This is a genomic window from Streptomyces sp. NPDC054834, assembly GCF_053611185.1.
In genome coordinates, this window is sequence record NZ_JBSGZV010000003.1 from 228,082 (window position 1) to 253,832 (window position 25,751).

Sequence of the window (25,751 nt, forward strand, 5' to 3'; positions counted from 1 at the left end):
CGCACAGGGCGCCGCCGCTTCAGCGAAGGCACGTCCACGGCTATGGTGGACCGAACCGGACAGCTGTCCGCTACTACGAGAACCTAACGGACAGCTGTCCGCTTAGCAAGGACCGGGTTCGGACACGAACCTCGAGGAGGACGGGTGCAGCAGAAGAAGGACGCGCCCCTGCGCTCGGACGCGCAACGCAACCGCGAACGCATCCTGGAGGTCGCCCTGGCCGAGCTGACGCGGAACGCGGACACCCCGCTCAGTGTGATCGCCAGGAAGGCGGGCGTCGGGCAGGGCACGTTCTACCGCAACTTCCCCAACCGCGAGGCCCTCGTCCTCGAGATCTACCGCCACGAGATGCGGCAGGTCGCCGACAGCGCGGCCGAGTTGCTCCAGGACCGGGCACCCGACCAGGCCCTGCGCGCGTGGATGGACCGGCTGGCCGAGTTCGCGATGACCAAGGCCGGCCTGGCCGACGCGATCCGCCAGGCGACCAGCGCGCCGGGAAGTCCCGGCAAGCCGGCCCCCACCGCGGTGGCCGCCGCGGCCGGACTCCTGCTCCGTGCCGCCGAGAAGGCCGGCACCATCCGCCCGGGAGTGACCGGGGACGACTTCCTCCTCGCCATCGCGGGTCTCTGGCAGATCGACTCCACCGACGACTGGCAGTCACGCGCCAACCGGCTCCTCGACCTCGTCATGGACGGCCTGCGCGTGGGAGCGCCGGGACGGTGACCGCCGCGGTCACGATCCCAGCTGCGCCTGGGTGACCGCCCGGGCTGCCGCCATGACGGTCAGCTGCGGGTTCGCCTCGGGACAGCGGGGAGCACGGACGCGTCCGCGACCAGCACGCCGCGCGCCCCGCGGAGCCGGCCCGTCGAAGCGGGCGTGCCGTACGGGTCCGTCCGGAGGGAACACGGCGGCCCAGCCGTGCGCGTACGGGGCGGAGCCGCCGGCGGGCGCGGTGAGTTCGTCGCGGAACCAGAGCCCGCTGCCGGTCGCCGGGTCGGTGACGGTGGTGTACCAGACCTCGGTACGGCCCGGCTGGCCGCGCCGGCGCGGGGCGAGATGGCCGGCCGGGTCCTCCCGGCGCGGGAAGCGGAAGCTCGCCAGGACGGAAGGAGCCGCGTGACCACGGGAAAGCGGAGCGTCCCGGTGCCGGTCCGTGCGCCGTTCTCGTGCAGGGTGTATGGCAGCACGGTCATCGAGGCCGGCGGCCTCAGCGGCGTCACGGACTTCCAGCCGTCGAGTGTCAGCCGGCGCCCGTGCGCGGTGAACGCGAGGCGGTGGCGGATACGGCGTCACGCGAGCGGTGAGATCTCCACCTCGCCCTCGGCGTCCGGGTCATGGGCCCAGCCCGCGATCCGGATCCGGCCGGTGGCGCGGGCCTCGGTCGTGCCGGTGAGCCGCATGACGCCGTCCGCCGAGACCCTCAGGTGCAGCCGTACCCGGCGGGTGCGGTCCCCGTCGCCGAGCCGCAGCGTGCCGAGCATCGTCTCGCTGAAGACGGTGCCGCGGGCAGTGGTGTCCGCGTTCATGCGAGGCGTCCAGCATGATGCGCTCGGTCGCGGTCAGATACTCCTCGGCCGCCCGCCGGGCGGCGGCCTCGTCGCCGGCCACGACCGCGTCGACCACGGGCTCCAGACGGCCCCTGGCCGCCTTGGCGTGCGTGAACGGTCCCCTAGCACGCCGCGCACCGGCACGTAGGCGTTGAAGAGGGTGTTGGTCAGCAGGACGTAGACCCGGTTCGGCGGTGGCGCGGGCCAGGGCCCGGTGCACCTCGATGTCCGCGAGCTGTACGGCGTCGGCGTCCGCCGCCTCGCCGACGGCCCGGAGCAGCCGGCGCAGTTCGGCGCGTTGCCGGTCGGTCGCCCGGGCCGCGGCTCGCTCGTCGATCAACGCTCCGATGCCGCGCCGTACTTCGAAGATCTCGCCGATCCAGTCGGGGCTGTGCCGTACGAGCATGGGCAGCAGATCGGCTCCGCCCAGCGCAGGCAGTCGCGCACGCGGGGGCCGACCCCGTGCCGGGTCTCCAGCAGTCCCGCCTGCACGTGGCGGCCGCAGGCGTGCTTGAGGGTGGTGCGGGTGACGCCGTAGCCGTCGGCGAGCCGCCGTTCCGGTGGCAGGTGGCTCCCGGCCGGGTGGCGTCCGGCGAGGATGTCCTCGCGCAGACGGCTCTCCAGGACATCGACGGTGGTCTCGCGGGGCAGTGCCTCCACGCCGTCCTCCCCAATGGCTGAGTGGATGAGCCACTCAACAGCCGGTGGTGGCACAGTCGATGGGCCGGTGCGTGAGGCGAGTTGCTCAGCCTTCGGCTGCGTCCACGGTGGCGCCGCGGCCGACTTGTTCCGGGCGGGTGGGAAGGGCGGGGTTCAGCACGCGGGCCGGCCGGCGGTTCCAAGGAGGTGTGGCGGAAAGGATGAAGCTGACGCGGTCGGCGAACCGGGGTTCGGGGACGGGGATTTCGATGCTGGGGTGGCGTGCGTAGCCGTGCGTGACGGCGTGGGCGACGTAGTTGGTGATGGCGTCGGCCCGGTGGGTGCGTGGGCGGAGGCCTGATGTGCTCAGGCGGCTGAGGACGCGCAGGACGGTGGGGACGCTGGCGTCGAAGCGGAACTGGTTGTGGGGTGGCCAGGCGCCGGTGACGGTGAGCGTCTCCGAGTCGGTGACGGACTCGAGGCCCGTCTGGTCGTACCAGAAGCCGGCCGCGTGGGCCTCGCCGCGGGCGAGGTGGTGCAGGGACAGGCAGTAGGCGGCCGGGGTGTGGCCGGCGCCGGCTGCGTACTGCCACCAGAAGCGGGAGCCGTCGTCGATCCCGGCGAGATTCAGCGCGCAGCCCAGCAGCCAGGCCCCTTCGGGCTCGGGGAGCTGGTCGGTGAGGAATTCCAGCGCTCCGGGGGCGGCGGTGGTGACGACGGCTTCGCACAGGGTGTGCAGGTGCTGGGCGGCGCAGCCGTCGGTGTCCGCGCCGTCGGGACGCGGGGTGGCCGGGTCGTGGGTGAGATCGGGGTAGGTGCAGTCCTCGTAGGGGACGGTGTCGGGGTGCACCTGTGCGTCGTGGTGCAGGCGGGCGCGGGCCAGGAGCTGGTCGATGGCGGTCATGGCGGGTGGGTTCACTCCCGGGGACTGTAGGGGCGGAGGAGGTCTTCGAGGGCTGCGCGGGCGTGGTGGTCGACGGCGTGGCAGATGGCCGGGCTCAGACCGAGGACGTCGGGCATGTCGTCGGGGTGCATGCCGCACAGGTAGCGCAGCACGGCGACGTCCATCTGGTCGTGGGGCAGGCGGCCGATCGCGTCGAAGAGGTCGACCAGTTCGGTGAGGATGATGAAGTGGCCCGGCGTGCTGTCGCGGACCTCCGCCGTGGAGAAGACGGCCGGGCGCAGATCGGGGTGGCCGTCGTGGTGGCGGTCCGCGCGGGCCATGACCCGGGAGCGCAGCAGGCGCCAGGCGTAGCGGCGGATGTCCTCGCTGGTGCCGGCCTCGCTCCAGCACAGCCACAGCAGGTCGAAGGTTTCTGCTACGACCCAGCGGGCGCGGTGGTCGGTGAGGAGGAAGGCCCGCGTGTAGTCGGTGTAGGGGGTGCGCAGGGCCTCGGTGAAGGCCTGGTGGGCGACGGGCGGGTGTTCGGGTTCGAGGGCGACCTGCTGTATGCAGTGCTCGATCCAGCCCGGTTCCTTCCGGGCCTCCCGCGCGGCCGCGGTCCACAGGCGGCGCATCGGCTGGACCGGCAGGCCCAGGGCGCGTATGACGCTGAAGGTGATCTCCCAGGCGGGGTAGTAGCCGTTGCCGCGCAGGAGTTCACTGATGCGGGTCTTGGAGTAGCCGGAGCGGTCGACGAGGTCGTTGAGGGTCAGGCCGCTCGAGAAGAGGAAGCTGCGGACCGGCTCCAGCCAGGCCCGGTGCGACAGGCCGGCGGCCTGGGAGATCGGGGCCGGCTTGCGGCCCCGCTTGCCGCCGGTGTCCGGTGGCGGAGGCTGGTCTGCGTCGGGGGTCCAGATCATCGGGGCGGCTCCTGTCCGCCGACGGCGGTGGGGCCGGGCTCGGCCGGCGGGCGGGAGCCGTCGGGCGCGGTCAGGGCCTGGACGATCTGCTGCACGAGCAGGCCCAGGGACGGGAGCAGGGCGGCTGCCGCGGCCACCTGCCCCAGCGCGGTCATCACCGTGCTCCACGTGAGGACCGCCACCAGAACGGCGACGGTCACCACCTTCTTACTCGACATCGCACTCGGTTTCTGTGAGCAGTTCACACACCAACAACCCCTGTCGGCAATGCCGTTGAAGCACCACCGGCAGGGCGACGCCAGCATGGCCCGAGATCCGCCCGGCACGCCACGTGATCATGGAGTTACGGAACAATGCCCCCGATGACCCAGTCGACTGCCGTGGCGACGTCCCCGGCGACATGAGTGGGACGGTAGGGGACCTGGGGCCACGGCCGCCCGTTCGAGACCCATACGCTGCGCAGACCGAGCGCGTTCGCGCCCGCTACGTCGGCGTGCGGGGAATCGCCGACGACCCACGCGCCGGTGAGGGGCACTCCGACGGCATGCGCCGCGGCGTGGAAGATCTCCGGTTCGGGCTTCTTGTGACCGACGCCCTCGGAGATCACCCACCCCTGCACGAGCCGGTCGAGTCCGGTGTGGCGAATCTTCGCCTCCTGCTGGCCGGTGCGGCCGTTGGTGACGATCACGCAGGTCCAGCCGCCGGCCCGGGCCCTTTCCACGGCCTCGCGAGGCGGCATTGGTCACGAGGTCCTCCAAGTACGGCTCGGGCAACGCCCGTTCAGCCTCGCGTCTCGCGGACCTCGGCACACTGGGGCGGTCCCCCGGCGCCTCCTGGTGCCTGCCCCCGTTCGCTTCAGGGGGTGGGGATGCCTGCCGGACGGAGCGGGCCCCCGAGGCGGACCGGTACGCCCGGGGAGTACAGCACACTGACCGGCGCGTCGGCAGGTGCCGGCAGACCGGCGGCGGCGAGCAGGTTCTCCTCACAGCCGAGCAGCTCGGCGCGGTGCAGGGGCCAGCGCGGATGGTGATTGGGCAGATAGGAGGCTCCGCCGAAGAACGAGTTGTGCATGCCCCAGCGGGCGGTGAGGAAGTGCTCCAACTCCGTCGGCCGCTCGATGCGTTCGCCCCTGCGTACGGTGATACGGCTGTACGCTCCCCGTGGGCCGGGCCAGCGGCGGGAGCTGGTGTAGGTGACGGTGTCCTCGGCGGCCTGGACCCTCATCCGCGACCAGAGGTAGGGCAGCCGGAAGCCGACGCGCCCCATCACCACGGGGATGAGCCGTGAGGCGTCCATGGACCGGAAGACGACACCGCGTCGGCCGTGCGCGTCGACGGAGTACAGGCGGACGTTGGTTTCCGGGAAGGACCCCAGATACGGCACGCCGGGCAGCCGCAGCCACCCCACCCGATGCATGCGGAAGGCGACGAGTCCGACGTACGTGACCCCGTCGTGCGTGTCCGGAACGGTTCCGCCGGGCAAGAGCCCCGCCACCGAGTCCGGTGCGACGGCCCAGTGGACGAAGCACAGGTCGAGCCACTGCTGGGTGAGCAGCGGGGCACGTATGCCGGTCGGGGCGTCGGGGGTGATGGGCGTCGGCTGCTGCACGGGCCCAAGCATGGCAGAGGCGCCGGCACCGGTGGCCTGCGGACGGTGCGCTAGCCCTGGGAGCGGGTGGCGCCGAAGTTCGTCTCGTGCGACCAGATGTGGGTGCACGACGGGCACTGGAGGTGCAGGAGGCTGCCGGTGTTGGAGAGCAGGTAGCGCCAGTGCTCGGAGCACGTACGTCCCTGCTCGCACGTGGCGCACCCGCGGTGGTCCGCGCAGTTCGGGCAGTCCACCCAGGCCCGGCGCCCGATGTCGGCCTGCGGGTCAAGCGGCAGCATGGCCGCCTCCTCGCCTGGGGAGCACACCGGCCGAGACCAGCTCGTCGTACAGGCGCTGCTGCTCTTCGCTGAGGCCGGAGTACAGCAGGTCCTGCGCCTCCTCCTCGCCGCGCAGCGCCGCGGCCGGGTCCCAGTCGGGGCCGAGGGCGGACATGACATGGGTCCGCCGGAGCATTTCGTGCGAGCTCAGGTCGACGGCGAATTCGACCGGTGCCGAGCTGTCGGGGCCAGGGGAGGACATGCCACCGAACCTAGGAAAGCCCTGCGGGCTGGGGCAAGAGCAGGTGGGAGAAGTCACAGCAGGTCAGCGACTCGCCGCAGCCGGCCTGCCCCAGCACCGGGCGGGCTTCAGATGCCGGTGACGGACGCCACGGTGAACGGCGTCTCGGGCACGCCGGGGCCCATCGGACCGCCCTTGTCGAACTGGGACCGTACGACCAGCAGCCGCCCCCGGTCGCGGACCAGCGTGGTCGGGATCTGCAACGCGCTGTCGGTGAACCGCCGCTCCAGACGCGCGGACGTGCCGTCGGCGGACAGCCGCCAGCGGGTGAGGGTGTTGACGCTGTTGTGCGCGGCCCACAGCGTGCCGTGCGCCAGTTCCAGTCCGTCGCCGTGCGTCAAGTCCCCTCCGTGCAGGGTGACTCGGCGGACCGACCCGGTGGCGGTGTCCACTTGGTACAGCCCGCCGCCGGTCATGTCGACGACGTACAGCCGGCGTCCCGCGGGGTCCACGACGATGCCGTTGAGGGTGACCGCGTCGCGGGCCTGCGGGTCCTTGACGGCGGTCAGGTCGTAGGCGGCGTCGAGCGTCCCACGTCCGTCGCGGGCGGCGGTGGCCAGGTCGGCGGGGGTGACACGGTAGACGACCGCGCGGGTGCTGTCGGTGAGGTAGGCCGTCCCGTCGGGGGCGAGGGCCAGGTCGTTGACGAAGCGGGGCGCGTCGCCGGGGACATCGAGGCGGGCGATCAGGTGCCGGGTGCGCGAGTCGTAGACGCCGACCCCGGCGGTCGAGTCGGTGACCCACAGCCGGCCGGCCCGGTCGGCCTTCAGTCCGTTGGCGGTGGTACGGCCGTCCGCGCCCGGCGGGAGGAAGACCTCGGCGGTACGCCGCCCGGGCACGGCCCGGTAGACGGCGCCGGTGGTGTACGACCCGACGTACACGTCCCCGGTCCGCGGGTCGAGCGCGATGCCCTCGGGGTAGGCGCGGTCGCCGGGGAGGGCGAAGGCGGTGGAGACGCGGGGTGCGGTGGCCGCGTGGGCGGCGGGTGCGGCGGCCGTGGACACGGCCAGGGCGGCGGCGGAGGCCAGGAACGTGCGGCGGTGCATCGAACGGGACACGGTGGTCGACGCCTCTCGGTTCGGCTACTAACAAGCTGACGTACATGAACGTAGATTAGACCTCTAATACTCGTCAATGCATTAACGAATGCACGTGCGTGAATCGATGGATGCGCCCGCTACCATGCGTGCATGACGTCCATGCCCGCCTCCGAGCGCCTCGGTTCCCATCTCAAGCGGGCTGAGCAGGCTCTCAACGCGACCAAGAACGCGGTCCTGAAACCGGCGGGCGTGACGGTCGCGCAGTACGGCGCGCTGCTCCACCTCTCCGCCAACCCCGGCATCTCGGCCGCGGCCCTGGCCCGGCTGTGCGGGGTCACCCCGCCGACCATGAACACGGTCCTGAAGAACCTCCAGGACCGCACCCTGATCGAGCGCACCCCGCACGAGTGGCACCGCAACGTCCTGGAGACCCGCCTCACCGAGGAGGGCCGCGCCGTCCTGGCCGACGCGGACGCCCGCGCCGTACGCGTGGAACGCGCCCTGGCGGCGGAGTTCACCGAGGAGGAGCGAACGGCACTGGAGAGCCTGCTCGCCCGTTGCGTCGGCCTGCTGGAGCGGGAGCGGCCCTGACGCCCGGACCGGTGTCGCCGCTCACCGGCCCCGCCCGCCCCTGAGGCCCCACCGGACACCTGGGCAACAACCGGACTTCCACCACTACAGGCCGCCTACCAGGCAGTTCCGGAAAAACCCTCCTCGTCGTACGCACGGCCGAATAGCGTGCGAGGACCCGAGCCGCTCCCCCACCTGGAGTTCCGGAATGCCTCACGGCGATGCCCTTGCCCATGCCCGGCCGCACCACGGCGACCTGCGGCGACTGCGACGCAGGTACCGATTACAGCGCCGGGTCACCACACTGCTGGCCCTCGGCTACTTCACGGCCTTTCTGATCCTCTCCGCGGGAGAACCCGCCCTCATGGCGCGCCCGCTCCTCGGCGGACTGCCCACGGGTCTCGTCCTGGCGCTCTCCCACGTCCCCGTCACCTGGCTCGCCGTGCTGCTGTACGAACGCACCGCGCGGCGCTATGTCGATCCCCTGGCCTTCCGGGTCACCCGGCACGCGCCGTGGGCCGCCGGGACGGAGCGGGGGCAGCTCCCGTGACCGGCTTCGGCGAGACCGCCCAGGCCTGGTCGCTGGTCGCCTTCTGCACCGCCGTCACAGTGACACTGCTGCTGTGCGTGCTCACCGGCCCGGGCCACGACGACCTGGACGAGTTCTACACCGGATACCGCTCACTGTCCCCTTTTCGCAACGGACTCGCGATCGCCGGGGACTACATCTCCGCGGCGACCGTGCTGACCATCGGCGGAGTCATCGCGCTGTGCGGCTACGACGGTGTCGTCCTCGCCGTCAGCACCCTGCTGTCGCTTCTGGTCCTGATGTTCCTGCTGGCCGAACCACTGCGGAACACAGGCCGTTTCACCATGGGGGACGCCCTGGCCCGGCGCATGCCCGGACGATCGGTACGGATCGTCGCCTGCGTCGTCACCATCGCGTCGCTGGTGCCGATGATGCTGGTCCAACTGGCCAGCACAGGGCAGCTGCTGGCCTTCATCCTCGGCTTCTCCGGCACCGCCGGGAAGACCGGCTGCATCGTCGGGGCCGGCACGTTGATGATCGTCTACGCGGCCATCGGCGGGATGCGGGGCACCGCGCTGCTGCACATCCTGAAGATGGTGGCACTGCTGGGATCCGGTGTCGCCATCGCCGTACTCGTGCTGCGCACCTTCGACTTCAGCCCCGCGCGCCTGTTCGGTGCCGCCGCCGACCGGAGCGGGGCGGGCAGGGCCTTCCTGCGCAGCGGCCTGCAGTTCGCCGGCGGCCCCCACCCGCGCCTGGACATGGTGAGCACCCAGTTCGCCATCGTGCTCGGCGGTGCCTGCCTGCCGCACGTGACCATGCGCATGTACACCGCCGACAGCGCGCGCCAGGTGCGACGGTCGATGTCCTGGGCGGTGTCGTCCGTGGCCCTGTTCGTCCTCGTCATCACGGTGATCGGGGTCGGAGCGACGGCTCTGGTGGGCCGCACCGGCATCGCGGCCGGGGACCCGCGCGGCAACACCGCCTATCTCCTCGCGTCGCGAGCGGTGTTCGGCGAGCACGTGTCCCGCCCGGAGACCCTGCTCTTCACTGCGGTCACCACCGCGATCTTCCTCACCCTGCTCGCCTCGGTCGCCAGTATGACGCTGTCCTGCGCCAACTCCCTGGCGCACGACGTCATCGCCTCCCGCCGTTCGGGGATGGCCCCGCCGCGGGAGTCGGCCGTCGCGCGGGTCTCGGCGGTCGTGGTCGGCGCTCCGGTGATCGTGCTCGCCGCACTCGTCCAGCAGCGCAGCCTGCAACCGCTCGCGACGCTGTCCTTCTGCCTGGCGGCCTCCGCCATCGCGCCCGCGCTCGTCTACAGCCTGTTCTGGCGCCGCTTCACACGTGCCGGCCTGCTGTGCACCCTCATCGGCGGCACCACGGCGGTACTGGTCCTGATGCCGGGCACCAACCTGGTCTCCGGCTCACCCATGGCGGCCTTCCCGGACGCCCACTTCAACTGGTTTCCGTTCACCACCACGGGCCTGGTGTCCATTCCGCTCGGCTTCGCCTTCGGCTGGCTCGGCACGATGCTGCCGGGACGGCGCGCGCGACAGGAGGCACGCGCCCGGTACGAGGCCGTCGAGCCGCTGATCCTCGCCGGACCGCAGCGCAGACTCCGGTGACGGTGCGGGCGGGCCGCCGAACATGCCGCTGAGTGGAGCAATGACCGGTGTGCCGGGACGCGGCACCGCAGGCTGGACCTCTTGTGGAGATCGTGTGCCAGGAGTCCCGTGTGCGCAGGCCGCATGAGCCGAGCCGTCAGGCGTGTCGTCCGCCCGCCCACCCGAGTGCAGCCGCGTCCGGGAGCGCCGGGTGAGGCACGGGCATACCTTCCGCGCGGACCGTCATGCATCGCCGGCGGGCAGCACGGCGAGGACGCGGCTGCCCGCTCCCCCGGCGTGGCTGCGCCGGCTCCCGGTGCTGTACCTCGCGGCCGTGCTGCTGCTCGAACCCGCCACGCCGGTGGAGTGGCCGGTGAGCTTCGCACTGATCGCCCTGCCTCTGGTGGCCGCCTTCGCCCACGGAGCCGTCGTCGTCGGCTGCACCACGGTGTTCGCCGTCCTCTTCCAAGGTGTGCTGGCCGGCACCCCCTGCTGTGCCGGCCGCTCCGTCGGCTACCTGTGGGACCGCCACTACGTCGCCGCCTACGTGTGCACCGCCCTGGTGGGCGCCCTCGGCACCGTCCTGGCCGCTCATCGCATCCACCGGGAGCGCACGCTCGCCGATGTGCGCTTCGTGGCCGACATCGCCCAGCGCGTCCTGCTCAGACCCGTCCCGCGCCGGATCGGCGACCTCCGGCTGGAGAGCTTCTACCTCTCCGCCGCCGCGGAAGCACGCATCGGCGGGGACCTGTACGAGGCCGTCCCCACCGCGTACGGAGTCCGGCTGCTCATCGGGGACGTCCGCGGCAAGGGCCTCCTCGCGGTGGAGACCGCGGCCGCGCTGCTGGGCGCGTTCCGCGAGGCGGCCCACGACGAACCCGACCTTCCCGCCCTTGCCGAGCGCCTGGAGACGAGCATGTCCCGCAGGGCGACGCAGATCGCCGGGAGCGAGACGAGCGAACGGTTCGTCACCGCCGTCTTCGCCGAGCTGCCCACCGACGGCCGCCACGTCCGCGTCGTCAACTGCGGCCACCCGCCCCCGCTGCTCATCCGCACCGACGAGGTGCTCGAACTCGACAGGGGCCCGTCGGCTCCGCCGCTGAACCTCGGCGTGCTCGTGGGCGCCCCGTTCCATGTCGACACCTACCCCATCCGTCCCGGCGACCAGCTCCTGCTCTACACGGACGGCATCACGGAGACCCGCGACCCGGCCGGCTCCTTCTACCCCCTCCTCCAGCGCCTCCGCTCCTGGGGCCCCTTGCCGCCCGGAGACCTCCTGGACCGCCTCCACCAGGACCTGCTCGCCTACAGCCACAACCGCCTCCAGGACGACACCGCCGCCCTCACCGTCTGGCTCCCTCCCGACACCCCGGCCACCGGGCCGGCCGGGGGCGATGGTCCGGGGTGACGGCGTGGGCCGCTTCGGTGCCACAGGGCGACGTACCGGGGTGTGCGCCGCGACGCCAACGCCTTGCCGGGGCCGGCAGCGCCCCGGGGCGCGGGTGCCCGGCCGCATCCGGCGGCCCCCTGCCGTCGTCCCCGTGGTCCGCCTCTAGGCTTGGCCCGTGACCAGCTTCGATCAGGCAGGCAGCGCTCCCAGGCCGCAGTCGCTGATGCTGAGTTTCTTCGGCATCCATGTCCTCGGCCGGGACACCGCCCTGTCGTCCAGCAGCCTGATCGACGTGTTCGCGCGGGCCGGGATCACCGAAGAGGCCGTACGGTCCACGCTCACCCGGATGGTCAAGCGCGGTCTGCTCGAGCGGCACCGGCGAGGCCGCAAGACGTACTTCGGCCTGACCCCGCGCGCCGTGGGTGTTCTCCAGGAGGGGCACGACCGGATCTGGCACACCGGAGCGGTCAACCGGACCTGGGACGGCACCTGGACCCTGGTGGGCTTCTCCCTGCCGGAGGCCTGGCGCAGCGAGCGGCACGATCTGCGGTCCCGGCTGGTGTGGCACGGGTTCGGCCCGCTCCAGAACGGTCTCTGGGTGGCGCCCGGCACGGTGAACGTGCCCGAGGTGGTGGCGGAGCTCGGCCTCGACTCCTATGTGCGGGTGTTCCAGGGGGCCATGGCCGGTGCCCCGACCGAGGCGCGGACCGTGCTCCGGACGGCCTTCGACGTCGAGGCCATCGCCAAGGGCTACGAGGAGTTCCTCGCCCGCTGGGGCGCGGATGCCGACGTGCCGGACGGCGGCGACGAAACGGGCGCGCTCGTACGGCAGTTGCTGCTGCACACCGACTGGCTGGGGCAGGTGCGCCAGGACCCGCATCTGCCCGCCGAGCACCTGCCCGAGGACTGGCCGGCGGGTCGGGCGGAGCAGGTGTTCCAGACGTTGGCGCGACGCTACGAGGGGCCGGCCCGGCGGCAGGCGGCCGACACGTTGGACATGATCACCTTGGGCGCATCGCAGGAGTAGGTCCCCGCGCACGGCAACCGGGCCCGCAGCCGACGTCAGGCGCGGGCCCGCGTCGGCATGCCCGCGAACCGCTCGCGCGTCGATCGACACTGGGCACTCTATTGACCGTGGTCGAAAATCTGCCCTACATTCACCGCACACCCGCCGCTCACCCCGCACACCCGCCGCTCAAAGGGGAGCCACACGTGTCCACTGCAACGACCACGCACTCCGATGCCACCGTCCGCGGACCATCCAAGGGGCTGCCCGTCGGCACCCTCGTCGCCGGCTGTTTCGCCGTCTGCCTGGCCCAGATCGCCCTCGCGATGCCGGCCACCCTCAACGGCCTCTTCCAGCAGGACCTGCACCCCGTAGGCTCACAACTGACGTGGATCTCGGACGCGTTCCTGCTGCCCGTCACCGTGCTGGAGCTGACCTTCGGCGTCCTCGGCGACCTCTTCGGACGCAAGCGGCTGCTGGTCGGCGGTGGCGCCCTGCTCGTCGTGGGTGAGGCCGTCGCCGCCGCGAGCAGCGGCATCCACCTGCTCTGGGTCGGCCAGATCATCGCCGGTCTGGGCGCCGCGGCCCTGTTCCCGACCTCGCTCGCCGTCATCGCCGCGGGAACGCACACGGCCCGTGACCGCGCCCGGGCGATCACCATGTGGGCCGCCGCCCTGTCCAGCGGCGGATTCGTCGCTCCCGTACTCGGTGGCATCACCGGCAACTACGGTTCCTGGCGCTGGGCCTTCGTCGTCGTCACCGGGCTGGCGCTGATCAGCACGGTGCTCAGCCAGCTGCTGGCACAGAACTCCAGCGCCCCCGAGGGGCGCTCACTCGACCTCGCCGGGCAGATCACCATCGGCGTCGGCATGTTCGCCCTGCTGTACGCGGTGATCCAGGGCCCGACGGACGGCTGGACCGCGACGCCGGTGGTGATCGCGTACGTCCTGGCAGCCGTCTTCATCGGGCTGTTCCTCGTCGCCGAACGGCGCGCCGCCTCCCCGCTGCTGCGCCTGGACCTGTTCACCAACCGGGCCTTCGCGGTGGCCTCGTTCGTGGCCGTGGTCGGCATGTTCAGCTACCTGGGCACCGCCTACGCCACCAGCATCCGGCTCGGTCCGATCCAGCACCAGAGCCCGCTGCGCGGCTCCTTCGCCTTCATCCTGCTCAACTGCTGGACGCTGCTGCTGATGCCGCTGATCTCGCGACTGCTGGAGCGGGTGAGCGCACGCTGGGTGCTCGGCTCCGGGCTGGCGCTGATGGCCGCGGGAGACTTCGCCGCCGCCACCCTGGCCGTCGACGACCGTGCCCTTACCTCCCTCATCCTCCCCATCGGCCTGGTCGGCATCGGTTTCGCGCTCACCGTCTCCTCCATCACCGCGACCGCCGTCAACACGGTGGAGGTCCACTACGCGGGCATGGCCAGCGCGTCCACGAGCCTGCTGCGCGACTTCGGTTTCACTCTCGGCCCCGCTGTCATCGGGGCGATCGCGCTCAGCCACGCGGCCGACGAGTTCAACCGGAAGCTGGCCGCCTCCGGCCTCGGCGCCCAGGTCAAGGCGGCGGCCGGTCAGGTCGCGGCCGAAGGCGGCCCGCTCGCCGTCAACTCGGTTCCCCCGGCCTCCCCTCCGGGTGGCGCGGCCCCCCTCGCCCTGGAAGCCCTGGGCAACGGCTACACCATCGGCTACGTCGTCTGCGGCATCGCCGCCCTCGCCTGCTGCCTCCTCAGCGTGGTCGCCCTGCGCGGCAAGGGCGGCGAGGAACAGGCCAAGGCCGGCATCACCGAGGAGGAGCCCGCGGCGGCCTGAGCACCACCGCTCCCCCGTCGCAGCCCCGTGCGTTCAGCCGGCCTTGCGGGCCACGCCCCCGTAGAAGCCGATCTCGCCGGAACGGGGCGGCGGCGGGGTGTCCGGGCGCCAGAACGGGACCTGGGCCAGGCCGGGTTCGAGCAGTTCGAAACCGTCGAAGAAGCGCTCGACCTCGGCGCGGGACCGCAGGTTGAGGGTGGCGGTGGCGTTGTTGTAGACGGCCTGGGCTCCGCTGCGGTCGGCGATGTCGCCCGTGGCGTGCGACAGCACCAGGAAGCTGCCGGCCGGCAGCGCGTCGCGCAGGGTGGCGACGATCTGCTCGGGCTTCTCCGCGTCGGTGAGGAAGTGCAGGACGGCGACGAGGAGCAGGGCGACGGGTTCGTCGAAGTCGATGACCTGGCGGACGTCGGGGTGCTCCACGACGGCCCGCGGGTCACGCAGGTCGCCGAGCACGATGCTGGTCGTGCCGGAGCGGCTGAGCAGCGCGTTGCCGTGCGCGCTCACGATCGGATCGTTGTCGACGTACGCCACGCGCACGTCGGGCGCCGCCTCCTGGGCGATCTCGTGCACGTTCGGCGAGGTGGGCAGCCCGGTGCCGATGTCGAGGACCTGGCGGACGCCACTGCCGACCACGTACCGGACGGCCCGCCGGAGGAAGGCACGGTTGGCCCGCACGCCGATGCGCACCTCGGGTGCGGCGACGGCGAGCGCGTCGCCGGCTTCGCGGTCCACGTCGTAGTTGTCCTTGCCACCCAGCAAGTAGTCGTAGATCCGCGCAGGGTGCGGCCTGCTGGTGTCGATCTCCTGCGTGTGGAAGCCGTCCCGCGTCACCCTGCGCTCCTCTCGACGGACCGCTGCCACGGCCCCCTCGCCCGCGAACGGGTCACGACAGTTTCCCACATCAACTACCGCGCTCATGGCGGGAGTTCCCGGGAACCATCGGGCACTCCCGGAAGTTCCCGTGACCGTACGTCTGCGGAATTGTCCGTGGTTCGTAACAGGCGGATCCCTCGGCGCTCCTTTTCCGTCCTGATCAGTGCACGAGATCGACAGAGACGGTGAGGGCGGGGCGGACATGGCACGGCATGGCGGACGGGGTTGGCACGGTCGGGTGCTCGCGGCGGCGGTCGGTGTGACGGCGCTGGCCGCCGCCACCTCCGCGTGGACCGCGCAGGCCGGTTCGACCGGGGCGCAGGACGGACGCACGGGTGCGTCGCACCACAGCTCGGCGGACGCCGGGTCGCAGGGCCGCGCGGGGAAGCCGGTGTCGGTGGAGATCGCCCACGCCTCCGACCACGGCGACCGGGGGGTGAACATCACCATCGACGACGGCCCCGACCCGACGTGGACGCCCCAGGTGCTCCAGGTGCTGAAGGACAACGGCGTGAAGGCCACGTTCTGCATGGTGGGTACGCAGGCCCAGGCTCACCCCGACCTGGTCAAGGCGGTGGTGGCGGCCGGGCACCGGCTGTGTGACCACACGGTCTCCCACGACACCACCATGGACCGCAAGTCCGAGGCGTATCAGTCACAGCAGATCCTGGACGCCGAGAGCATGATCACCAAGGCCTCCGGAGGTGTCCGGCCGCTGTACTACCGGGCTCCGGGCGGCGCGTTCACTCCCTACAGCCGCAAGCTCGCCGCCTCGCACGGCATGCGGCCGCTGGGCTGGAACGTCGACTCCAAGGACTTCGAACGTCCCGGTACGGCCGCCATCGTCAGCACCGTGAAGAACGAGGTCTCCAACGGCCCGACTCTTCTTTTCCACGACGCGGGCGGCGACCGTTCCCAGACGGTCGCCGCCCTGCGCGAGATCCTGCCCTGGCTGAAGCAACAGGGTTATTCCTTCGGCTTTCCCGTGCGCTGAGCCCGCGGGGTCACCAGCGATACCAGCGGCCCTTGCGGCCGCCGGTGTCGGCGGTGCGGACCACGAAGCCCAGCAGCCAGACGACCAGCACGATCACGGCGATCCACCACAGCGCCTTGAGGGCGAAGCCCGCGCCGAAGAGGATCAGAGCCAGCAGCAGAACGAGAAGCAGGGGAACCATAGTTATCAACCTCCGTCGCTCCTGGTGCCCGGCGAACGGGGGAACACACAGCCGATTCACCTGGTTTCTTCACCACTTCTGCGGGCACCGGCCGGGGGTCAGCCGAGCCCCAGGGTGCTGAGGGTCTGCTGGGCCATGCGTGACTCACCCAGGGCGTTGGGGTGGACGGGGACGATGTTGGTGCCGAACAGGAGCGGTTCGATCCAGCGGGTTCCGGCGGCCGCGCAGGCGTCGTGACCATCGGACGCCTGGGAGAAGTCCACGAAGGTGGCGCCGGCCTCCTCGGCGGCCCGCTCGACGACGGCGTTGAGGTGCGCCTCCATGCCGCGCAGATAGGGCACGTCGCCCGAGGCGACAGGCAGCTTCGCGTAGCAGGACGGGTCGGCGGTGGCGGGCACGATCCACGGGTAACCGAGCACCGCCACTTCGGCGTCGGGCGCCGCGGCGCGGACGCTGCGCAGGGCGGCTTTCAGCGCCGGGTAGGTCTTCGCGTCGATCTGGTCGTCGAACGTGCTGCCGTTCTGGTCCTTGCAGGGGCTGCCCTGTCCCCCACTGAGGACGCCCGCCGTGCCGCAGGCCAGCACGGCGTTGATGAAGGTGCCGTTGTCGTTGCCGCCGACCGTGAGCGTCACCAGGTCGGTGTCCGGCCCGAGGGCGTCGGTCTGCGGCGGTACTCCCGGGTACTGGGACTCGGTGAAGTCCTTGGTCTGCGCGGCACCGCAGCTGACGTCGGTGAGGTCGGCGCCGGTCCGGGCGGCGATGACGTGGGGGTAGTTCGCCGTGGAGCGCAGGCACAGCAGGTTGGTGAGGTCGACGGGCAGTACTCCGGAGGCGGCGCTGTAGCTGTCGCCGAGGGCGGCGTATCGCAGGGGTGTGGTGGCGTGCGCGGTGGGGGCCGTGAGGCTGAGGGCCACGGCACCCACGACCGCGGCTGACGCGGTCATGACATGACGAAGGGCATGCATCGGCGTATGCTCTCTTCTCGGAAAGTGGACCCGGCGCCTGCGGGCATGGCAGTGCCCTCAGGCGTATCCATGGCGGGAGTTCAGCGGCTCGAGCAGCGAAAGTGCCGAGGAGTGCGGGGTTACCGCACGTACCTACTGATAGGTAATGTGCGACCACTTGGACACCGCGTCAACGTTGTTGACCGCACTTCTTCAATCCCGCACGTAATGTGCCCATGACGAACGGGCCGGCCTCCGGAGCGCACACTCCGGAGGCCGGCCCGTGGCCCGGTGGACGGGTGGGGACTAGCCGGTCGTCAGCAGCCCCTCGCGCAGCCTGGCCAAGGTGCGCGAGAGCAGGCGGGACACATGCATCTGGGAGCAGCCGAGACGGTCACCGATCTGCGCCTGGGTCAGTTCCTCGACGAACCGCCAGTGCAGGATCTGCCGATCGCGCTCGTCGAGGGCGGCGATGAGGGGTGCCAGGGCGTGGAAGTCCTCCACGAGTCCCAGCGCCGCGTCCTCGGAGCCGATGAAGTCGGCCAGGACACTCTCGCCGTCCTCGCTGTTGTTGATCGCGGCGTCGAGGGAGGAGGCGTTGTAGCCGTTGGAGGCCAGCCGGGCCTCGATGACCTCGTCCTCGCTCAGGCTCATCAGCTCCGACAGTTCCTTGGCGGTGGGTGTCCGGCCCATGCGGCTGCGCAGTTCCTCGGTGGCGCGTGCCAGTTGGACGCGGGCCTCCTGGAGACGGCGGGGCACATGCACGGCCCAGGAGGTGTCACGGAAGAACCGCTTGATCTCGCCGACGATGTAGGGCACGGCGAAGGAGGTGAACTCCACCTCGCGCGAAATCTCGAACCGGTCGATCGCCTTGATCAGACCGATCATCCCCACCTGGACGATGTCCTCCATCTCCTCCGGGCCACGGCTGCGGAAGCGGCCGGCGGCGAAGCGGACGAGGGACATGTTCATCTCGATGAGTGTGTTGCGCGCGTACTGGTACTCGTGCGTGCCCTCCTCGAGGACCGCGAGCCGGTCGAAGAAGAGCCGGGACAGCTCTCGTGCGTCCTTCGGTTCCACAGCGGTCGGCTCGGCGATCTCCGGCAGTTCGACCGTTGCCTGCTGACCGGTGTTCCTGGCCGTCGCGACCGTCATCATGCCCCTTCCCCCGCCGGAGTCTCCGACGTGTGTTCGTAGTGCCGATGAGCGGCGGCTACCCGGGTCCGCTTCGGATATGCAGCGTGTGTGTTCGGAAATGCAGCCCGCGCTGCCCCGTTTACCGATTGCCGGGTACGACTCACAGCCAAATGGGTGTACTCGCCCGTATCATCTGTCGCCCGAAGAGACTTGGTGAGTCGTCCGAAGACGCAGTCACCGGTCATGACCCGAGGAGAGTGCCGCCACATGCCCGAGAACACCACCCCCGCCACCGAACTGACATCGCAGTACATCACCCAGGTAGCCTCGGACCTCGAGCAGAACGTCAAGGAGCAGGAGCGCGTCAGTGAGGAAATCACCGCGCTCCAGGAGCAGTTGGCCGTTCTCCAGCACGACCACACGGTACTCGTGAACATGCGGCAGGCCCTCGGTACGGCCGCGGTGCCCGTTCAGCCGGCGGCCGAGTCCGGCACGGCGACGAAGGCCGAGGCCCGTACGGCGGAGCCGGCCGCCAAGGGCGCGGCCAAGCGGTCGCGCGGCAAGGACGCCACCGCCGGCCGGGCCCGGCGCAAGGCCGCGAAGCCGGCCACGAAGCCGGCCGCGAAGAAGGCGGCCGCCGCACCCGCTGCCGCCAAGAAGCCGGCCACGAAATCCCCGGCCGCCAAGAAGTCGGCGACCACTGCCCCGGACGCCAAGAAGTCGCAGCCCAAGCTGATCGAGCTCGTCCGTGCCCAGCTCGCCGAGCAGAAGGAACCCCGTTCCGCGGCGGAAGTCGCCACCTCCCTCGGCGACGCCCATCCCGGACGGGGCATCAAGGTGACGGTCGTACGCTCCACCCTGGAGAACCTCGTCGCCAGGAACCAGGCCCAGCGCAGCAAGCAGGGCACGTCCGTCTACTACACCGCCACGGAAGCGGCCCCGGAGACGAAGGCTCCCGACAGCGACACCCAGCCCGAACCGGCTGGTGCCTGACCGGCCCGAAGGGCCTGGTTCCGCAAGGGGGGAGACCTCCGCGGAGACGAGGATCGCGGGCAGCCGCACGGCATCTGATGCGGCGCCGCGACCACCACCCGGCACATCATCTAGCGTGGGCGCTATGTCCGAGTTGCCGCATGGTGTTCACGGTCGGCCGCCCACCCGGGCGGAGCGCTGGGCCGCTTTCCGGGAGAGTCCTTTCCTGCCCGCGACGGTGCTGGTGCTGATCATCGCCGCGGCGGCCGGACTCTTCGCCGGCTCCTACACGTACGCCATGGCCAACCCGACCCCGCACACCATCCCCACCGGGGTCGTCGGCGCCTACGACGGGGAGCAGGGCCGGCGTTTCGTCACCGGGATGGAGAAGGCGCTGGACGCCTCCCTGAAGCTGCACCCCTACGCCACCCGCAATGCCGCGAAGGAGGCGGTGGACGACCAGAAGGTGTTCGCGGTGCTCGATGTTCCCGCCTCCGGTTCCCCGGTCACCGTGGACGTCTCCGGCGCGTCCGGGGCCACGGTCGCCCAGGTGATGGCGGAGGCGGCGGTGAAGGTCGGCACGGCCACCGGTGTCCCCGTCGTCGTCCACGACCTCAAGCCGTTGCAGCGGGGCGATCCCCGTGGTCTGGCCATCTTCTACATCTCGCTGGCGGCCGTGATCATCGGTTTCGTCGGCGCCATCCAGCTGAGCGTGCACGCGCGGGCACTCGATCCGCCGGAACGCATCGCCGTCACCGCCGTGTACGCCCTGCTCGGCGGCTTCGCGATCGCCGCGGTGGTGGACTGGCTGCTGGGGTCGGTGGACCTGCCGTTCGTCGAGTCCTGGCTGATCCTGGCGCTGACGATGTTCACCACCGGCATGGTCTTCACCATGTTCAACACCATGATGGGACGCTGGGCCATGCTGCCCACCTGGGGACTGATGGTCCTGCTGGGCAACCCCTCCTCGGGCGGTGCCGTCTCCTGGCCGCTGCTGCCCTCCCCGCTCGGCACGATCGGCCGCTGGCTGCCGCCCGGGGCCTCGGTCAACGCCCAGCACACCGCCGTGTACTTCGCCGGTCACCAGCACGCCTTCCCGTTCCTGGTCCTGGCGGGCTGGGCAGCCGTCTCCATGGCGGTCTTCTGGATCTGGCGGCGCCGCTACCCCGGCGGCCGGCCGGCCCCCGCCCACGCGTCCTCCTGAACAGTTCACGGTGCGAGCTCCGTGCGGGTTTGATGTGGTCGATCGCGTCAACGTTGTCTGTATGGGCCAGTCGACACGAGAGATCGAACGCAAGTACGCGGCACCGGCGGCGGACGACATGTCGTGGCTGTCCGACCTGGCCGGTGTGGACACCGTCGCGTCGCTCGTCGACCGCGGGGTGCGGGACCTGGACGCCGTCTACTACGACACCGCCGATCTGCGGCTGGCGCGCAGCTCGGCGACGCTGCGACTCAGGACGGGAGGCACGGACGCCGGCTGGCACCTCAAGCTGCCCCTGGCCGGCGACAGCCGCGAGGAGATCCACAGTCCGCCGGGCGACGAGGTGCCGGAGGAACTGCGCGAGCTGGTGCTGGCCCGGACCCGCGGCGCGCCGCTCCGGCCGGTGGTACGCATCCGCACCACGCGCTCCGTGCGTGAGCTCGCCGACACCGGGGGCGGGGTGCTCGCCGAGCTGAGCCTGGACACGGTCCGTGCCGACTCCCTCCTCGACGAGGACGGGCACGCCGTGTGGACGGAGATGGAGGTGGAGCTGGCCGAGGGCGGCGACCCGGCGCTCCTGGACGACGTGGAGAAGGTGCTGCGCAAGAACGGCGTGGACCGCGCGCCGACCCCGTCCAAGCTCGCCCGCGCCCTGGCCGAGACGACACCGGCGCAGGAGGCCGCCCCGGAGCCGCCCTCGGAGGTCGTGCCCGGTTCGGCCGGCGAGCATGTGTACACGTACCTGCGCGCCCAGGCCCGGGCGCTGGTGGACCTCGACCCGGACGTGCGTCGCGGCGCGCCGGACTCGGTGCACCGGATGCGCGTCGCCTGCCGTCGCCTGCGCGGCGCCCTGCGGTCCCACCGCCCCGTCCTGGACCGCGAGGCGGTCGACCCCCTCCGCGGGGAGCTCAAGTGGCTGGCCGGTGAGCTGGGCGCCGAGCGCGACCACGAGGTGCTGGCCGACCGCCTGGGCACGGGCGTGCACGAGCTGCCCGACGAGCTGGTCCTCGGCCCCGTCGCCGCACGTCTGCGGGCGTGGGACGTGGCGCAGCGGGACGCGACCCGCCGACGCTCCCTGGCCGCACTGGACTCGCCCCGCTACCTCACCCTGCTGGACCGGCTCAGCGAGCTGACCACTCGTCCGCCGCTGCGCACCAAGGCCGCCCGCAAGCCGAAGAAGGTGATGGCGAAGGCGCTCACCAAGGAGTTCGATCGGCTGCGGCGACGGATGGACCGCGCCTTGGAGACGCCCCCGGGTCCGGAACGCGACGCCGCCGTCCATGAGGCCCGCAAGGCGGCCAAGCGGCTGCGTTACGCCGCCGAGACGGCCCGCCCCGCCCTGGGCAAGCCGGCCCGGCGTCTCGGCAAGCGCGTCAAGGCGGTGCAGAAGGTGTGCGGCGATCACCATGACGGCGTGGTGGCCCGGGACATGCTCCGCCGGCTGGCCGTCGCGGCGAACGCGGCGGGGGAGGCCGGGTTCACCTGGGGCCTGCTGCACGGTCAGGAACGGGCCGCCGGCCGCGCGCGGGAGCAGCAGTTGCCGGCGGTCTGGCAGCGGGCCTCGGCTCCGCGGCTGCGCAAGGCGCTGCGATAGGCGCGGGGGCGCCAAGTCACTGGTGCTTGGCGCGCGGGTGAGGGAGCTGCTCGCGTGCGCTGCGCCAGCCCGACCGCGCCTGTTCGACCACGTTGTCCCACTCACGGCGGACCTCGTGCTCCGACGGCCTGAGCCCCTGCTGGATGCGTACGAGTTCGTCGCGTACCTCCCGCCCCACCGCCGCGGACGCCACGACGACGAGCATGACGGCGAAGAGCGCCGAGATCATCGCGAAGACGGCCCCCACGGTTCCGTAGCGTGCGGCGTACGTGTTGAACAGCCGCGGCAGATAGAGGGTCGCCCCCACCGAGTAGACGGCGATCAGCACCGCCGCCACGACGGCGAACGGCAGCAGGTCCCGCCGGCCGATCCGCTTCGCCGAGAGGATCCAGCCGCTCCAGACGAGGAAGGCGGCGGTCACCGGCACCTCGCACACCGCGGCCGTCAGACCCAGCCGCCCTGGGGGCAGGGCCCCGGAGATCCACCCGATGACCACCGTGTAGCCGATGACGGACAGCAGCCACTCGAGGCCGTTGCGCGTGTTGCGCACGCTGAGCGGCTTGAGCTCCCAGGCCTGTTCGCAGAGCCGTTGTGCCGCACGCGCGAAGCTGAGTGCGGAGATCACCAGGAACACGGCCCCGACGGCACCGATGCTCTCGGATTCGCCGGCCGGGGAGGAGAAGAGTTCCTTGACCGCTTCGGCGCCCGCACCGGTGAGGTCGAACCGGCTGATGATCCCGTCCGCGATGTCGTGGCTCAGGACATCGCCGAAGACGGCGCCGGCCAGGACCCCGAGCGGAATCAGGGCGGTCAGGGCACTGGAGGCCAGGGCCATCGAACGGTCGAACCCCACGATCCGCTGGAACCGGTAGACCACCCGCAGCGCGAACGCGGGGCGCAGCCAGAACGTCAGGGTTCTGATGACGCGTTCGCGACGGATCACGGGGCGAGCCTAACGGGTGGTCAGCCGGCGGCGAAGGAGGACGCGGGCCGGCTCACCCGAGTGCCCGGGAACCCGGGTGAGCCGGCCGGTGCAAGGGGTGGGTCAGCTGCTGCTGACGCCGATCGTGAGGGTTGCCTTGTAGCCGTCCGACACACTGGAGCCGAGCGCCGTGAGGGTCAGCAGTCCGGAGGAGGCGCCGCCGCCGTCGTACGAGGACATCCCGCGCGACCGGGCCGCCGTACTGGCCCGCGCCGCTCGGCTCGTGGAGTACGCCCGCGGCCGGGGCCTCGACGTCGTCGTGCCGCTGTTGAGGGTGTCGTACGCCACCGATGAGTCGCACGCGGAGTCGGTGACCGTGCTCGCCGAGGCCGGCGCCACCGGGTTCACCCTCTTCGACGGGCCGGACGCGATGAGCCCCGAGGCGTACGCGCATCTGGTGCGGCTGACCCGCACCCTGACTCCGGGTGTCGAGGTGGGGCTGCACCCGCACAACACGTTCGGTCTGGCGGTGGGCTGTGCGGTGCGGCGGCCCCGGTAACGCGGACCTGCACGCGACCGCCCTGGCCTTCGAGGCACCGTACGGCGTACGTACGGGCATCAGGACCGAGCGCCTGACAGAACTGGCCCGGACCGGTGAGCAACTGACGGGCTATCACACCGTTTGGAACCATCCGGTCACCGGAACGCACGCCTTCTGCTGGGGTGGCATGGATCTCGTCAGCAGGAGACGCGGATCGACCCCTCCTCCACGACTGCCTGGAGCCGACCCCGGTGGGCAACGCCCGTACGACGCCGTTCACTTCGCACAGCGGCCACTACACACTGGCCGACAAGCTCGCCGAGGCCGGCGTCGATCTCTCACCCGCCGAGGTGGCCGACGTACCGGCATGCGCGAGGAAGGTGATGGCCGACGAGCAGCACCTGCTGACCGACGAGGAGTTGGCCTGGCCGCGCCGGCACGGGGAAGGCGGTGAAACCCGGGCAGAAGCCTTTGAGTTCACGCTGATGAACTCAAATCATGTGCACGTCTATTGACGCACACATGGCGCAAGCCTAGTTTCTGGGGAAAGCGCTTTCTGTGCCGGTGGCGGGAAACCCCTGCACGGCGCGCGTTCACGCACTCGAACAGACCCATGTTGCCGCACACAACCTGGAGACGAACGATGCACCTCAGACCAGTCATCGCGTCCATCGGCCTGCTGGCCGGCACACTCGTCGCGCTGTCCGGCACCACCGCGCAGGCCACGACCACACGTTACGAGGCCGAGAGCTCCCCGGCGGTCTGCACCGGCACCATCGACTCCGACTGGACCGGCTACTCCGGCAGCGGATTCTGCAACGGCACCAACGCGACCGGCGCCTACGCGCAGTTCACCGTGAACGCCACGAGCGCCGGCACGGCGACGCTGAACATCCGCTTCGCCAACGGGACCACCGGTGCGCGTCCGACCGGCCTCGTCGTCAACGGCTCCACCGTGCAGAGCCCGTCCTTCGAGGCCACAGGCGCCTGGTCGACCTGGGCCACCAAGACCCTGACCGTGTCGCTGAACGCGGGCAGCAACACCATCCGCCTGAACCCGACGGCCTCGGGCGGCCTGCCCAACATCGACTACCTGGAGGTGGAGACCAGCGACAGCACGACCCCGCCGACGAGCGGCGCGCTGTACGTGGCGCCGAACGGCACCGACGGCGCGGCCGGCACGCAGTCCGCGCCGACCACGCTCAGCTCGGCGATCAGCCGCATCGCCGCCGGCGGCACGATCTACATGCGGGGCGGTACGTACAACTACTCCTCGACGGTCACCGTCCCGGCCGGCAGCGACGGCACCTCCAGCGCCCGCACCACCCTGTCCGCCTACCCGGGTGAGACACCGGTGCTCGACTTCTCGGCGCAGAGCGAGAGTTCGTCCAACCGGGGCATCCAGCTGAACGCCAACTACTGGCACGTCCACGGTCTCACCGTCGAGCACGCCGGTGACAACGGGATCTACGTCGGCGGCAGCAACAACGTCATCGAGCGCACGGTGACGGCGTACAACCGCGACACCGGGCTGCAACTCGGCCGGATCTCCTCCAGCACCCCGAGCAGCCAGTGGCCGTCCAACAACCTGATCGTGAGCGCCGAGTCGCACGACAACGCCGACTCCGACGGCGAGGACGCCGACGGCTTCGCGGCCAAGCTCACCACCGGCACCGGGAACGTCTTCCGTTACGACGTCTCCCACAACAACATCGACGACGGCTGGGACCTCTACACCAAGACCGACACGGGCGCCATCGGCCCGGTGACCATCGAGTACTCGCTCTCCTACAACAACGGCACCCTCTCCGACGGCACCGTGAACGCCAACGGCGACCGCAACGGTTACAAGCTCGGCGGCGACGACATCGCGGTCAACCACGTCGTCCAGCACGACATCGCCTACCACAACGGCCATCACGGGTTCACCTACAACAGCAACCCCGGCACGATGACCGTCTCGAACAACGTCGGCATCGACAACGCCGAGCGCAACTTCTCGTTCGACACCGGCACTTCGGTGTTCCGGAACGACACCTCGTGCCGGTTCTCCGTGAGCGGCTCGAACGACAAGACCATCGGCGACGCGGACAGCTCGAACCAGTTCTGGACCGGCTCGAACGGCTCCCGGTGCTCCTCCTACAGCGGCGCCCTGGGCTGGTCCTACGCCACCGACGGCCACCTCGTCGTGACCTTCGGCGGGACTCAGGTGACCCCGTAGCCCACTCCTCGCGGCTCGCACTTCCGGCGCATCCACGGGGTGGATGCGCCGGACACGCTGATG

The 25,751-nt window shown here is 71.1% G+C and carries 29 protein-coding genes and 2 pseudogenes; 14 read left to right on the forward strand and 17 right to left on the reverse strand.

The window, feature by feature from the left end; genetic code table 11:
* The first annotated feature begins 144 nt into the window (after positions 1–144).
* The gene (locus tag ACWGJM_RS06010) at positions 145–723 is read left to right on the forward strand and encodes a TetR/AcrR family transcriptional regulator (protein WP_453410446.1); all 579 of its coding nucleotides are present in this window, start codon (positions 145–147) and stop codon (positions 721–723) included.
* A 566-nt stretch (positions 724–1,289) separates the two neighbouring features.
* Here the strand turns inward: ACWGJM_RS06010 and ACWGJM_RS06015 are convergent.
* The 11 genes and pseudogenes from ACWGJM_RS06015 to ACWGJM_RS06065 all read right to left on the reverse strand — a co-directional run bounded on the left by ACWGJM_RS06015 (position 1,290) and on the right by ACWGJM_RS06065 (position 7,213).
* Positions 1,290–1,526 carry a hypothetical protein gene (locus tag ACWGJM_RS06015; protein WP_453410671.1) on the reverse strand — a complete coding sequence of 79 codons (237 nt, stop codon included), beginning with the start codon at positions 1,524–1,526 and terminating at the stop codon, positions 1,290–1,292.
* A gap of 91 nt (positions 1,527–1,617) precedes the next feature.
* A pseudogene (locus ACWGJM_RS06020) lies at positions 1,618–1,953 on the reverse strand (FCD domain-containing protein); the annotation flags it as partial.
* Positions 1,884–2,207 carry a winged helix-turn-helix domain-containing protein gene (locus ACWGJM_RS06025; protein WP_453410447.1) on the reverse strand — a complete coding sequence of 108 codons (324 nt, stop codon included), beginning with the start codon at positions 2,205–2,207 and terminating at the stop codon, positions 1,884–1,886. The gene ACWGJM_RS06025 and the pseudogene ACWGJM_RS06020, both read right to left, overlap by 70 nt.
* An 85-nt stretch (positions 2,208–2,292) precedes the next feature.
* A complete protein-coding gene (locus ACWGJM_RS06030) occupies positions 2,293–3,090 on the reverse strand; it encodes a hypothetical protein (protein WP_453410448.1) in 798 nt (265 codons plus the stop codon).
* An 11-nt stretch (positions 3,091–3,101) separates the two neighbouring features.
* Positions 3,102–3,989, reverse strand: a complete 888-nt coding sequence (locus ACWGJM_RS06035) for an XRE family transcriptional regulator (protein ID WP_453410449.1) — start codon at positions 3,987–3,989, stop codon at positions 3,102–3,104.
* Positions 3,986–4,207 carry a hypothetical protein gene (locus ACWGJM_RS06040; protein ID WP_390738732.1) on the reverse strand — a complete coding sequence of 74 codons (222 nt, stop codon included), beginning with the start codon at positions 4,205–4,207 and terminating at the stop codon, positions 3,986–3,988. Before ACWGJM_RS06040 ends, ACWGJM_RS06035 begins: the two co-directional genes overlap by 4 nt.
* Before the next feature lie 125 nt (positions 4,208–4,332).
* Positions 4,333–4,728 carry an HAD family hydrolase gene (locus tag ACWGJM_RS06045; protein WP_453410450.1) on the reverse strand — a complete coding sequence of 132 codons (396 nt, stop codon included), beginning with the start codon at positions 4,726–4,728 and terminating at the stop codon, positions 4,333–4,335.
* Positions 4,729–4,844: 116 nt separating this feature from the next.
* Positions 4,845–5,597, reverse strand: coding sequence for a YqjF family protein (locus ACWGJM_RS06050; RefSeq protein ID WP_453410451.1), 753 nt, complete (start codon positions 5,595–5,597; stop codon positions 4,845–4,847).
* Between the two features lie 50 nt (positions 5,598–5,647).
* Positions 5,648–5,875, reverse strand: a complete 228-nt coding sequence (locus ACWGJM_RS06055; RefSeq protein ID WP_453410452.1) for a hypothetical protein — start codon at positions 5,873–5,875, stop codon at positions 5,648–5,650.
* Complete coding sequence (locus tag ACWGJM_RS06060) at positions 5,862–6,116, reverse strand: DUF6400 family protein (protein WP_453410453.1); 255 nt, start codon at positions 6,114–6,116, stop codon at positions 5,862–5,864. The genes ACWGJM_RS06055 and ACWGJM_RS06060 overlap by 14 nt, the downstream gene beginning before the upstream one ends.
* A 107-nt stretch (positions 6,117–6,223) precedes the next feature.
* Positions 6,224–7,213, reverse strand: a complete 990-nt coding sequence (locus ACWGJM_RS06065) for an SMP-30/gluconolactonase/LRE family protein (protein ID WP_453410454.1) — start codon at positions 7,211–7,213, stop codon at positions 6,224–6,226.
* A 132-nt stretch (positions 7,214–7,345) separates the two neighbouring features.
* Between ACWGJM_RS06065 and ACWGJM_RS06070 the strand changes: the two genes are divergently transcribed.
* From ACWGJM_RS06070 to ACWGJM_RS06095, 6 genes are all read left to right on the forward strand, one after another.
* Entirely contained in the window at positions 7,346–7,786 is a 441-nt protein-coding gene (locus ACWGJM_RS06070; RefSeq protein WP_453410455.1) for a MarR family winged helix-turn-helix transcriptional regulator, read from the forward strand.
* A gap of 187 nt (positions 7,787–7,973) precedes the next feature.
* Complete coding sequence (locus tag ACWGJM_RS06075) at positions 7,974–8,315, forward strand: DUF485 domain-containing protein (protein WP_453410456.1); 342 nt, start codon at positions 7,974–7,976, stop codon at positions 8,313–8,315.
* Positions 8,312–9,922, forward strand: a complete 1,611-nt coding sequence (locus ACWGJM_RS06080) for a sodium/solute symporter (RefSeq protein WP_453410457.1) — start codon at positions 8,312–8,314, stop codon at positions 9,920–9,922. The genes ACWGJM_RS06075 and ACWGJM_RS06080 overlap by 4 nt, the downstream gene beginning before the upstream one ends.
* Before the next feature lie 190 nt (positions 9,923–10,112).
* Positions 10,113–11,309, forward strand: coding sequence for a PP2C family protein-serine/threonine phosphatase (locus ACWGJM_RS06085; RefSeq protein WP_453410458.1), 1,197 nt, complete (start codon positions 10,113–10,115; stop codon positions 11,307–11,309).
* A gap of 157 nt (positions 11,310–11,466) precedes the next feature.
* Complete coding sequence (locus ACWGJM_RS06090; RefSeq protein ID WP_453410459.1) at positions 11,467–12,318, forward strand: PaaX family transcriptional regulator; 852 nt, start codon at positions 11,467–11,469, stop codon at positions 12,316–12,318.
* A 185-nt stretch (positions 12,319–12,503) separates the two neighbouring features.
* Positions 12,504–14,105, forward strand: coding sequence for an MFS transporter (locus ACWGJM_RS06095; protein WP_453410460.1), 1,602 nt, complete (start codon positions 12,504–12,506; stop codon positions 14,103–14,105).
* A gap of 33 nt (positions 14,106–14,138) precedes the next feature.
* Here ACWGJM_RS06095 and ACWGJM_RS06100 read toward each other — a convergent pair whose 3' ends face one another.
* Entirely contained in the window at positions 14,139–14,936 is a 798-nt protein-coding gene (locus ACWGJM_RS06100; RefSeq protein WP_453410461.1) for an SAM-dependent methyltransferase, read from the reverse strand.
* A 244-nt stretch (positions 14,937–15,180) separates the two neighbouring features.
* Between ACWGJM_RS06100 and ACWGJM_RS06105 the strand changes: the two genes are divergently transcribed.
* A complete protein-coding gene (locus ACWGJM_RS06105) occupies positions 15,181–15,972 on the forward strand; it encodes a polysaccharide deacetylase family protein (RefSeq protein WP_453410462.1) in 792 nt (263 codons plus the stop codon).
* Positions 15,973–15,982: 10 nt separating this feature from the next.
* On the opposite strand, the gene ACWGJM_RS06110 is transcribed toward ACWGJM_RS06105, so the two are convergent.
* From ACWGJM_RS06110 to ACWGJM_RS06120, 3 genes are all read right to left on the reverse strand, one after another.
* Entirely contained in the window at positions 15,983–16,153 is a 171-nt protein-coding gene (locus ACWGJM_RS06110) for a hydrophobic protein (protein WP_132851822.1), read from the reverse strand.
* A 98-nt stretch (positions 16,154–16,251) separates the two neighbouring features.
* Entirely contained in the window at positions 16,252–17,097 is an 846-nt protein-coding gene (locus ACWGJM_RS06115) for an SGNH/GDSL hydrolase family protein (RefSeq protein ID WP_453410463.1), read from the reverse strand.
* Positions 17,098–17,403: 306 nt separating this feature from the next.
* Complete coding sequence (locus tag ACWGJM_RS06120) at positions 17,404–18,252, reverse strand: RNA polymerase sigma factor SigF (protein WP_453410662.1); 849 nt, start codon at positions 18,250–18,252, stop codon at positions 17,404–17,406.
* Between the two features lie 249 nt (positions 18,253–18,501).
* Between ACWGJM_RS06120 and ACWGJM_RS06125 the strand changes: the two genes are divergently transcribed.
* The 3 genes from ACWGJM_RS06125 (at position 18,502) to ACWGJM_RS06135 (ending at position 22,004) form a co-directional block, all read left to right on the forward strand.
* Positions 18,502–19,227 (forward strand): hypothetical protein, encoded by a 726-nt coding sequence (locus ACWGJM_RS06125; protein WP_453410464.1) that lies wholly within the window; start codon positions 18,502–18,504, stop codon positions 19,225–19,227.
* Positions 19,228–19,351: 124 nt separating this feature from the next.
* A complete protein-coding gene (locus ACWGJM_RS06130) occupies positions 19,352–20,410 on the forward strand; it encodes an ABC transporter permease (RefSeq protein ID WP_453410465.1) in 1,059 nt (352 codons plus the stop codon).
* A gap of 61 nt (positions 20,411–20,471) precedes the next feature.
* Positions 20,472–22,004, forward strand: a complete 1,533-nt coding sequence (locus ACWGJM_RS06135) for a CYTH and CHAD domain-containing protein (RefSeq protein WP_453410466.1) — start codon at positions 20,472–20,474, stop codon at positions 22,002–22,004.
* A gap of 16 nt (positions 22,005–22,020) precedes the next feature.
* On the opposite strand, the gene ACWGJM_RS06140 is transcribed toward ACWGJM_RS06135, so the two are convergent.
* A complete protein-coding gene (locus ACWGJM_RS06140) occupies positions 22,021–22,947 on the reverse strand; it encodes a YhjD/YihY/BrkB family envelope integrity protein (RefSeq protein WP_453410467.1) in 927 nt (308 codons plus the stop codon).
* Between the two features lie 102 nt (positions 22,948–23,049).
* Positions 23,050–23,163 (reverse strand): annotated as a pseudogene (locus ACWGJM_RS06145) (protocatechuate dioxygenase); the annotation flags it as partial.
* Between ACWGJM_RS06145 and ACWGJM_RS06150 the strand changes: the two are divergent.
* From ACWGJM_RS06150 to ACWGJM_RS06160, 3 genes are all read left to right on the forward strand, one after another.
* A complete protein-coding gene (locus ACWGJM_RS06150; protein ID WP_453410468.1) occupies positions 23,117–23,485 on the forward strand; it encodes a hypothetical protein in 369 nt (122 codons plus the stop codon). The pseudogene ACWGJM_RS06145 and the gene ACWGJM_RS06150 sit on opposite strands and share 47 nt — an antisense overlap.
* A 233-nt stretch (positions 23,486–23,718) precedes the next feature.
* A complete protein-coding gene (locus tag ACWGJM_RS06155) occupies positions 23,719–23,982 on the forward strand; it encodes a hypothetical protein (RefSeq protein ID WP_453410469.1) in 264 nt (87 codons plus the stop codon).
* Positions 23,983–24,110: 128 nt separating this feature from the next.
* A complete protein-coding gene (locus ACWGJM_RS06160) occupies positions 24,111–25,688 on the forward strand; it encodes a carbohydrate-binding protein (RefSeq protein WP_453410470.1) in 1,578 nt (525 codons plus the stop codon).
* Positions 25,689–25,751 lie beyond the last annotated feature (63 nt).

Excerpts from the sequence above, each read along its gene's own strand:
- ACWGJM_RS06015 (WP_453410671.1), bottom strand. The coding sequence starts at position 1,526 with ATGAACGCGGACACCACTGCCCGCGGCACCGTCTTCAGCGAGACGATG.
- ACWGJM_RS06030 (WP_453410448.1), bottom strand. The coding sequence starts at position 3,090 with ATGACCGCCATCGACCAGCTCCTGGCCCGCGCCCGCCTGCACCACGAC.
- ACWGJM_RS06035 (WP_453410449.1), bottom strand. The coding sequence starts at position 3,989 with ATGATCTGGACCCCCGACGCAGACCAGCCTCCGCCACCGGACACCGGC.
- ACWGJM_RS06040 (WP_390738732.1), bottom strand. The coding sequence starts at position 4,207 with ATGTCGAGTAAGAAGGTGGTGACCGTCGCCGTTCTGGTGGCGGTCCTC.
- ACWGJM_RS06045 (WP_453410450.1), bottom strand. The coding sequence starts at position 4,728 with ATGCCGCCTCGCGAGGCCGTGGAAAGGGCCCGGGCCGGCGGCTGGACC.
- ACWGJM_RS06055 (WP_453410452.1), bottom strand. The coding sequence starts at position 5,875 with ATGCTGCCGCTTGACCCGCAGGCCGACATCGGGCGCCGGGCCTGGGTG.
- ACWGJM_RS06060 (WP_453410453.1), bottom strand. The coding sequence starts at position 6,116 with ATGTCCTCCCCTGGCCCCGACAGCTCGGCACCGGTCGAATTCGCCGTC.
- ACWGJM_RS06070 (WP_453410455.1), top strand. The coding sequence starts at position 7,346 with ATGACGTCCATGCCCGCCTCCGAGCGCCTCGGTTCCCATCTCAAGCGG.
- ACWGJM_RS06075 (WP_453410456.1), top strand. The coding sequence starts at position 7,974 with ATGCCTCACGGCGATGCCCTTGCCCATGCCCGGCCGCACCACGGCGAC.
- ACWGJM_RS06105 (WP_453410462.1), top strand. The coding sequence starts at position 15,181 with ATGGCACGGCATGGCGGACGGGGTTGGCACGGTCGGGTGCTCGCGGCG.
- ACWGJM_RS06110 (WP_132851822.1), bottom strand. The coding sequence starts at position 16,153 with ATGGTTCCCCTGCTTCTCGTTCTGCTGCTGGCTCTGATCCTCTTCGGC.
- ACWGJM_RS06115 (WP_453410463.1), bottom strand. The coding sequence starts at position 17,097 with ATGACCGCGTCAGCCGCGGTCGTGGGTGCCGTGGCCCTCAGCCTCACG.
- ACWGJM_RS06120 (WP_453410662.1), bottom strand. The coding sequence starts at position 18,252 with ATGACGGTCGCGACGGCCAGGAACACCGGTCAGCAGGCAACGGTCGAA.
- ACWGJM_RS06125 (WP_453410464.1), top strand. The coding sequence starts at position 18,502 with ATGCCCGAGAACACCACCCCCGCCACCGAACTGACATCGCAGTACATC.
- ACWGJM_RS06130 (WP_453410465.1), top strand. The coding sequence starts at position 19,352 with ATGTCCGAGTTGCCGCATGGTGTTCACGGTCGGCCGCCCACCCGGGCG.
- ACWGJM_RS06135 (WP_453410466.1), top strand. The coding sequence starts at position 20,472 with ATGGGCCAGTCGACACGAGAGATCGAACGCAAGTACGCGGCACCGGCG.
- ACWGJM_RS06160 (WP_453410470.1), top strand. The coding sequence starts at position 24,111 with ATGCACCTCAGACCAGTCATCGCGTCCATCGGCCTGCTGGCCGGCACA.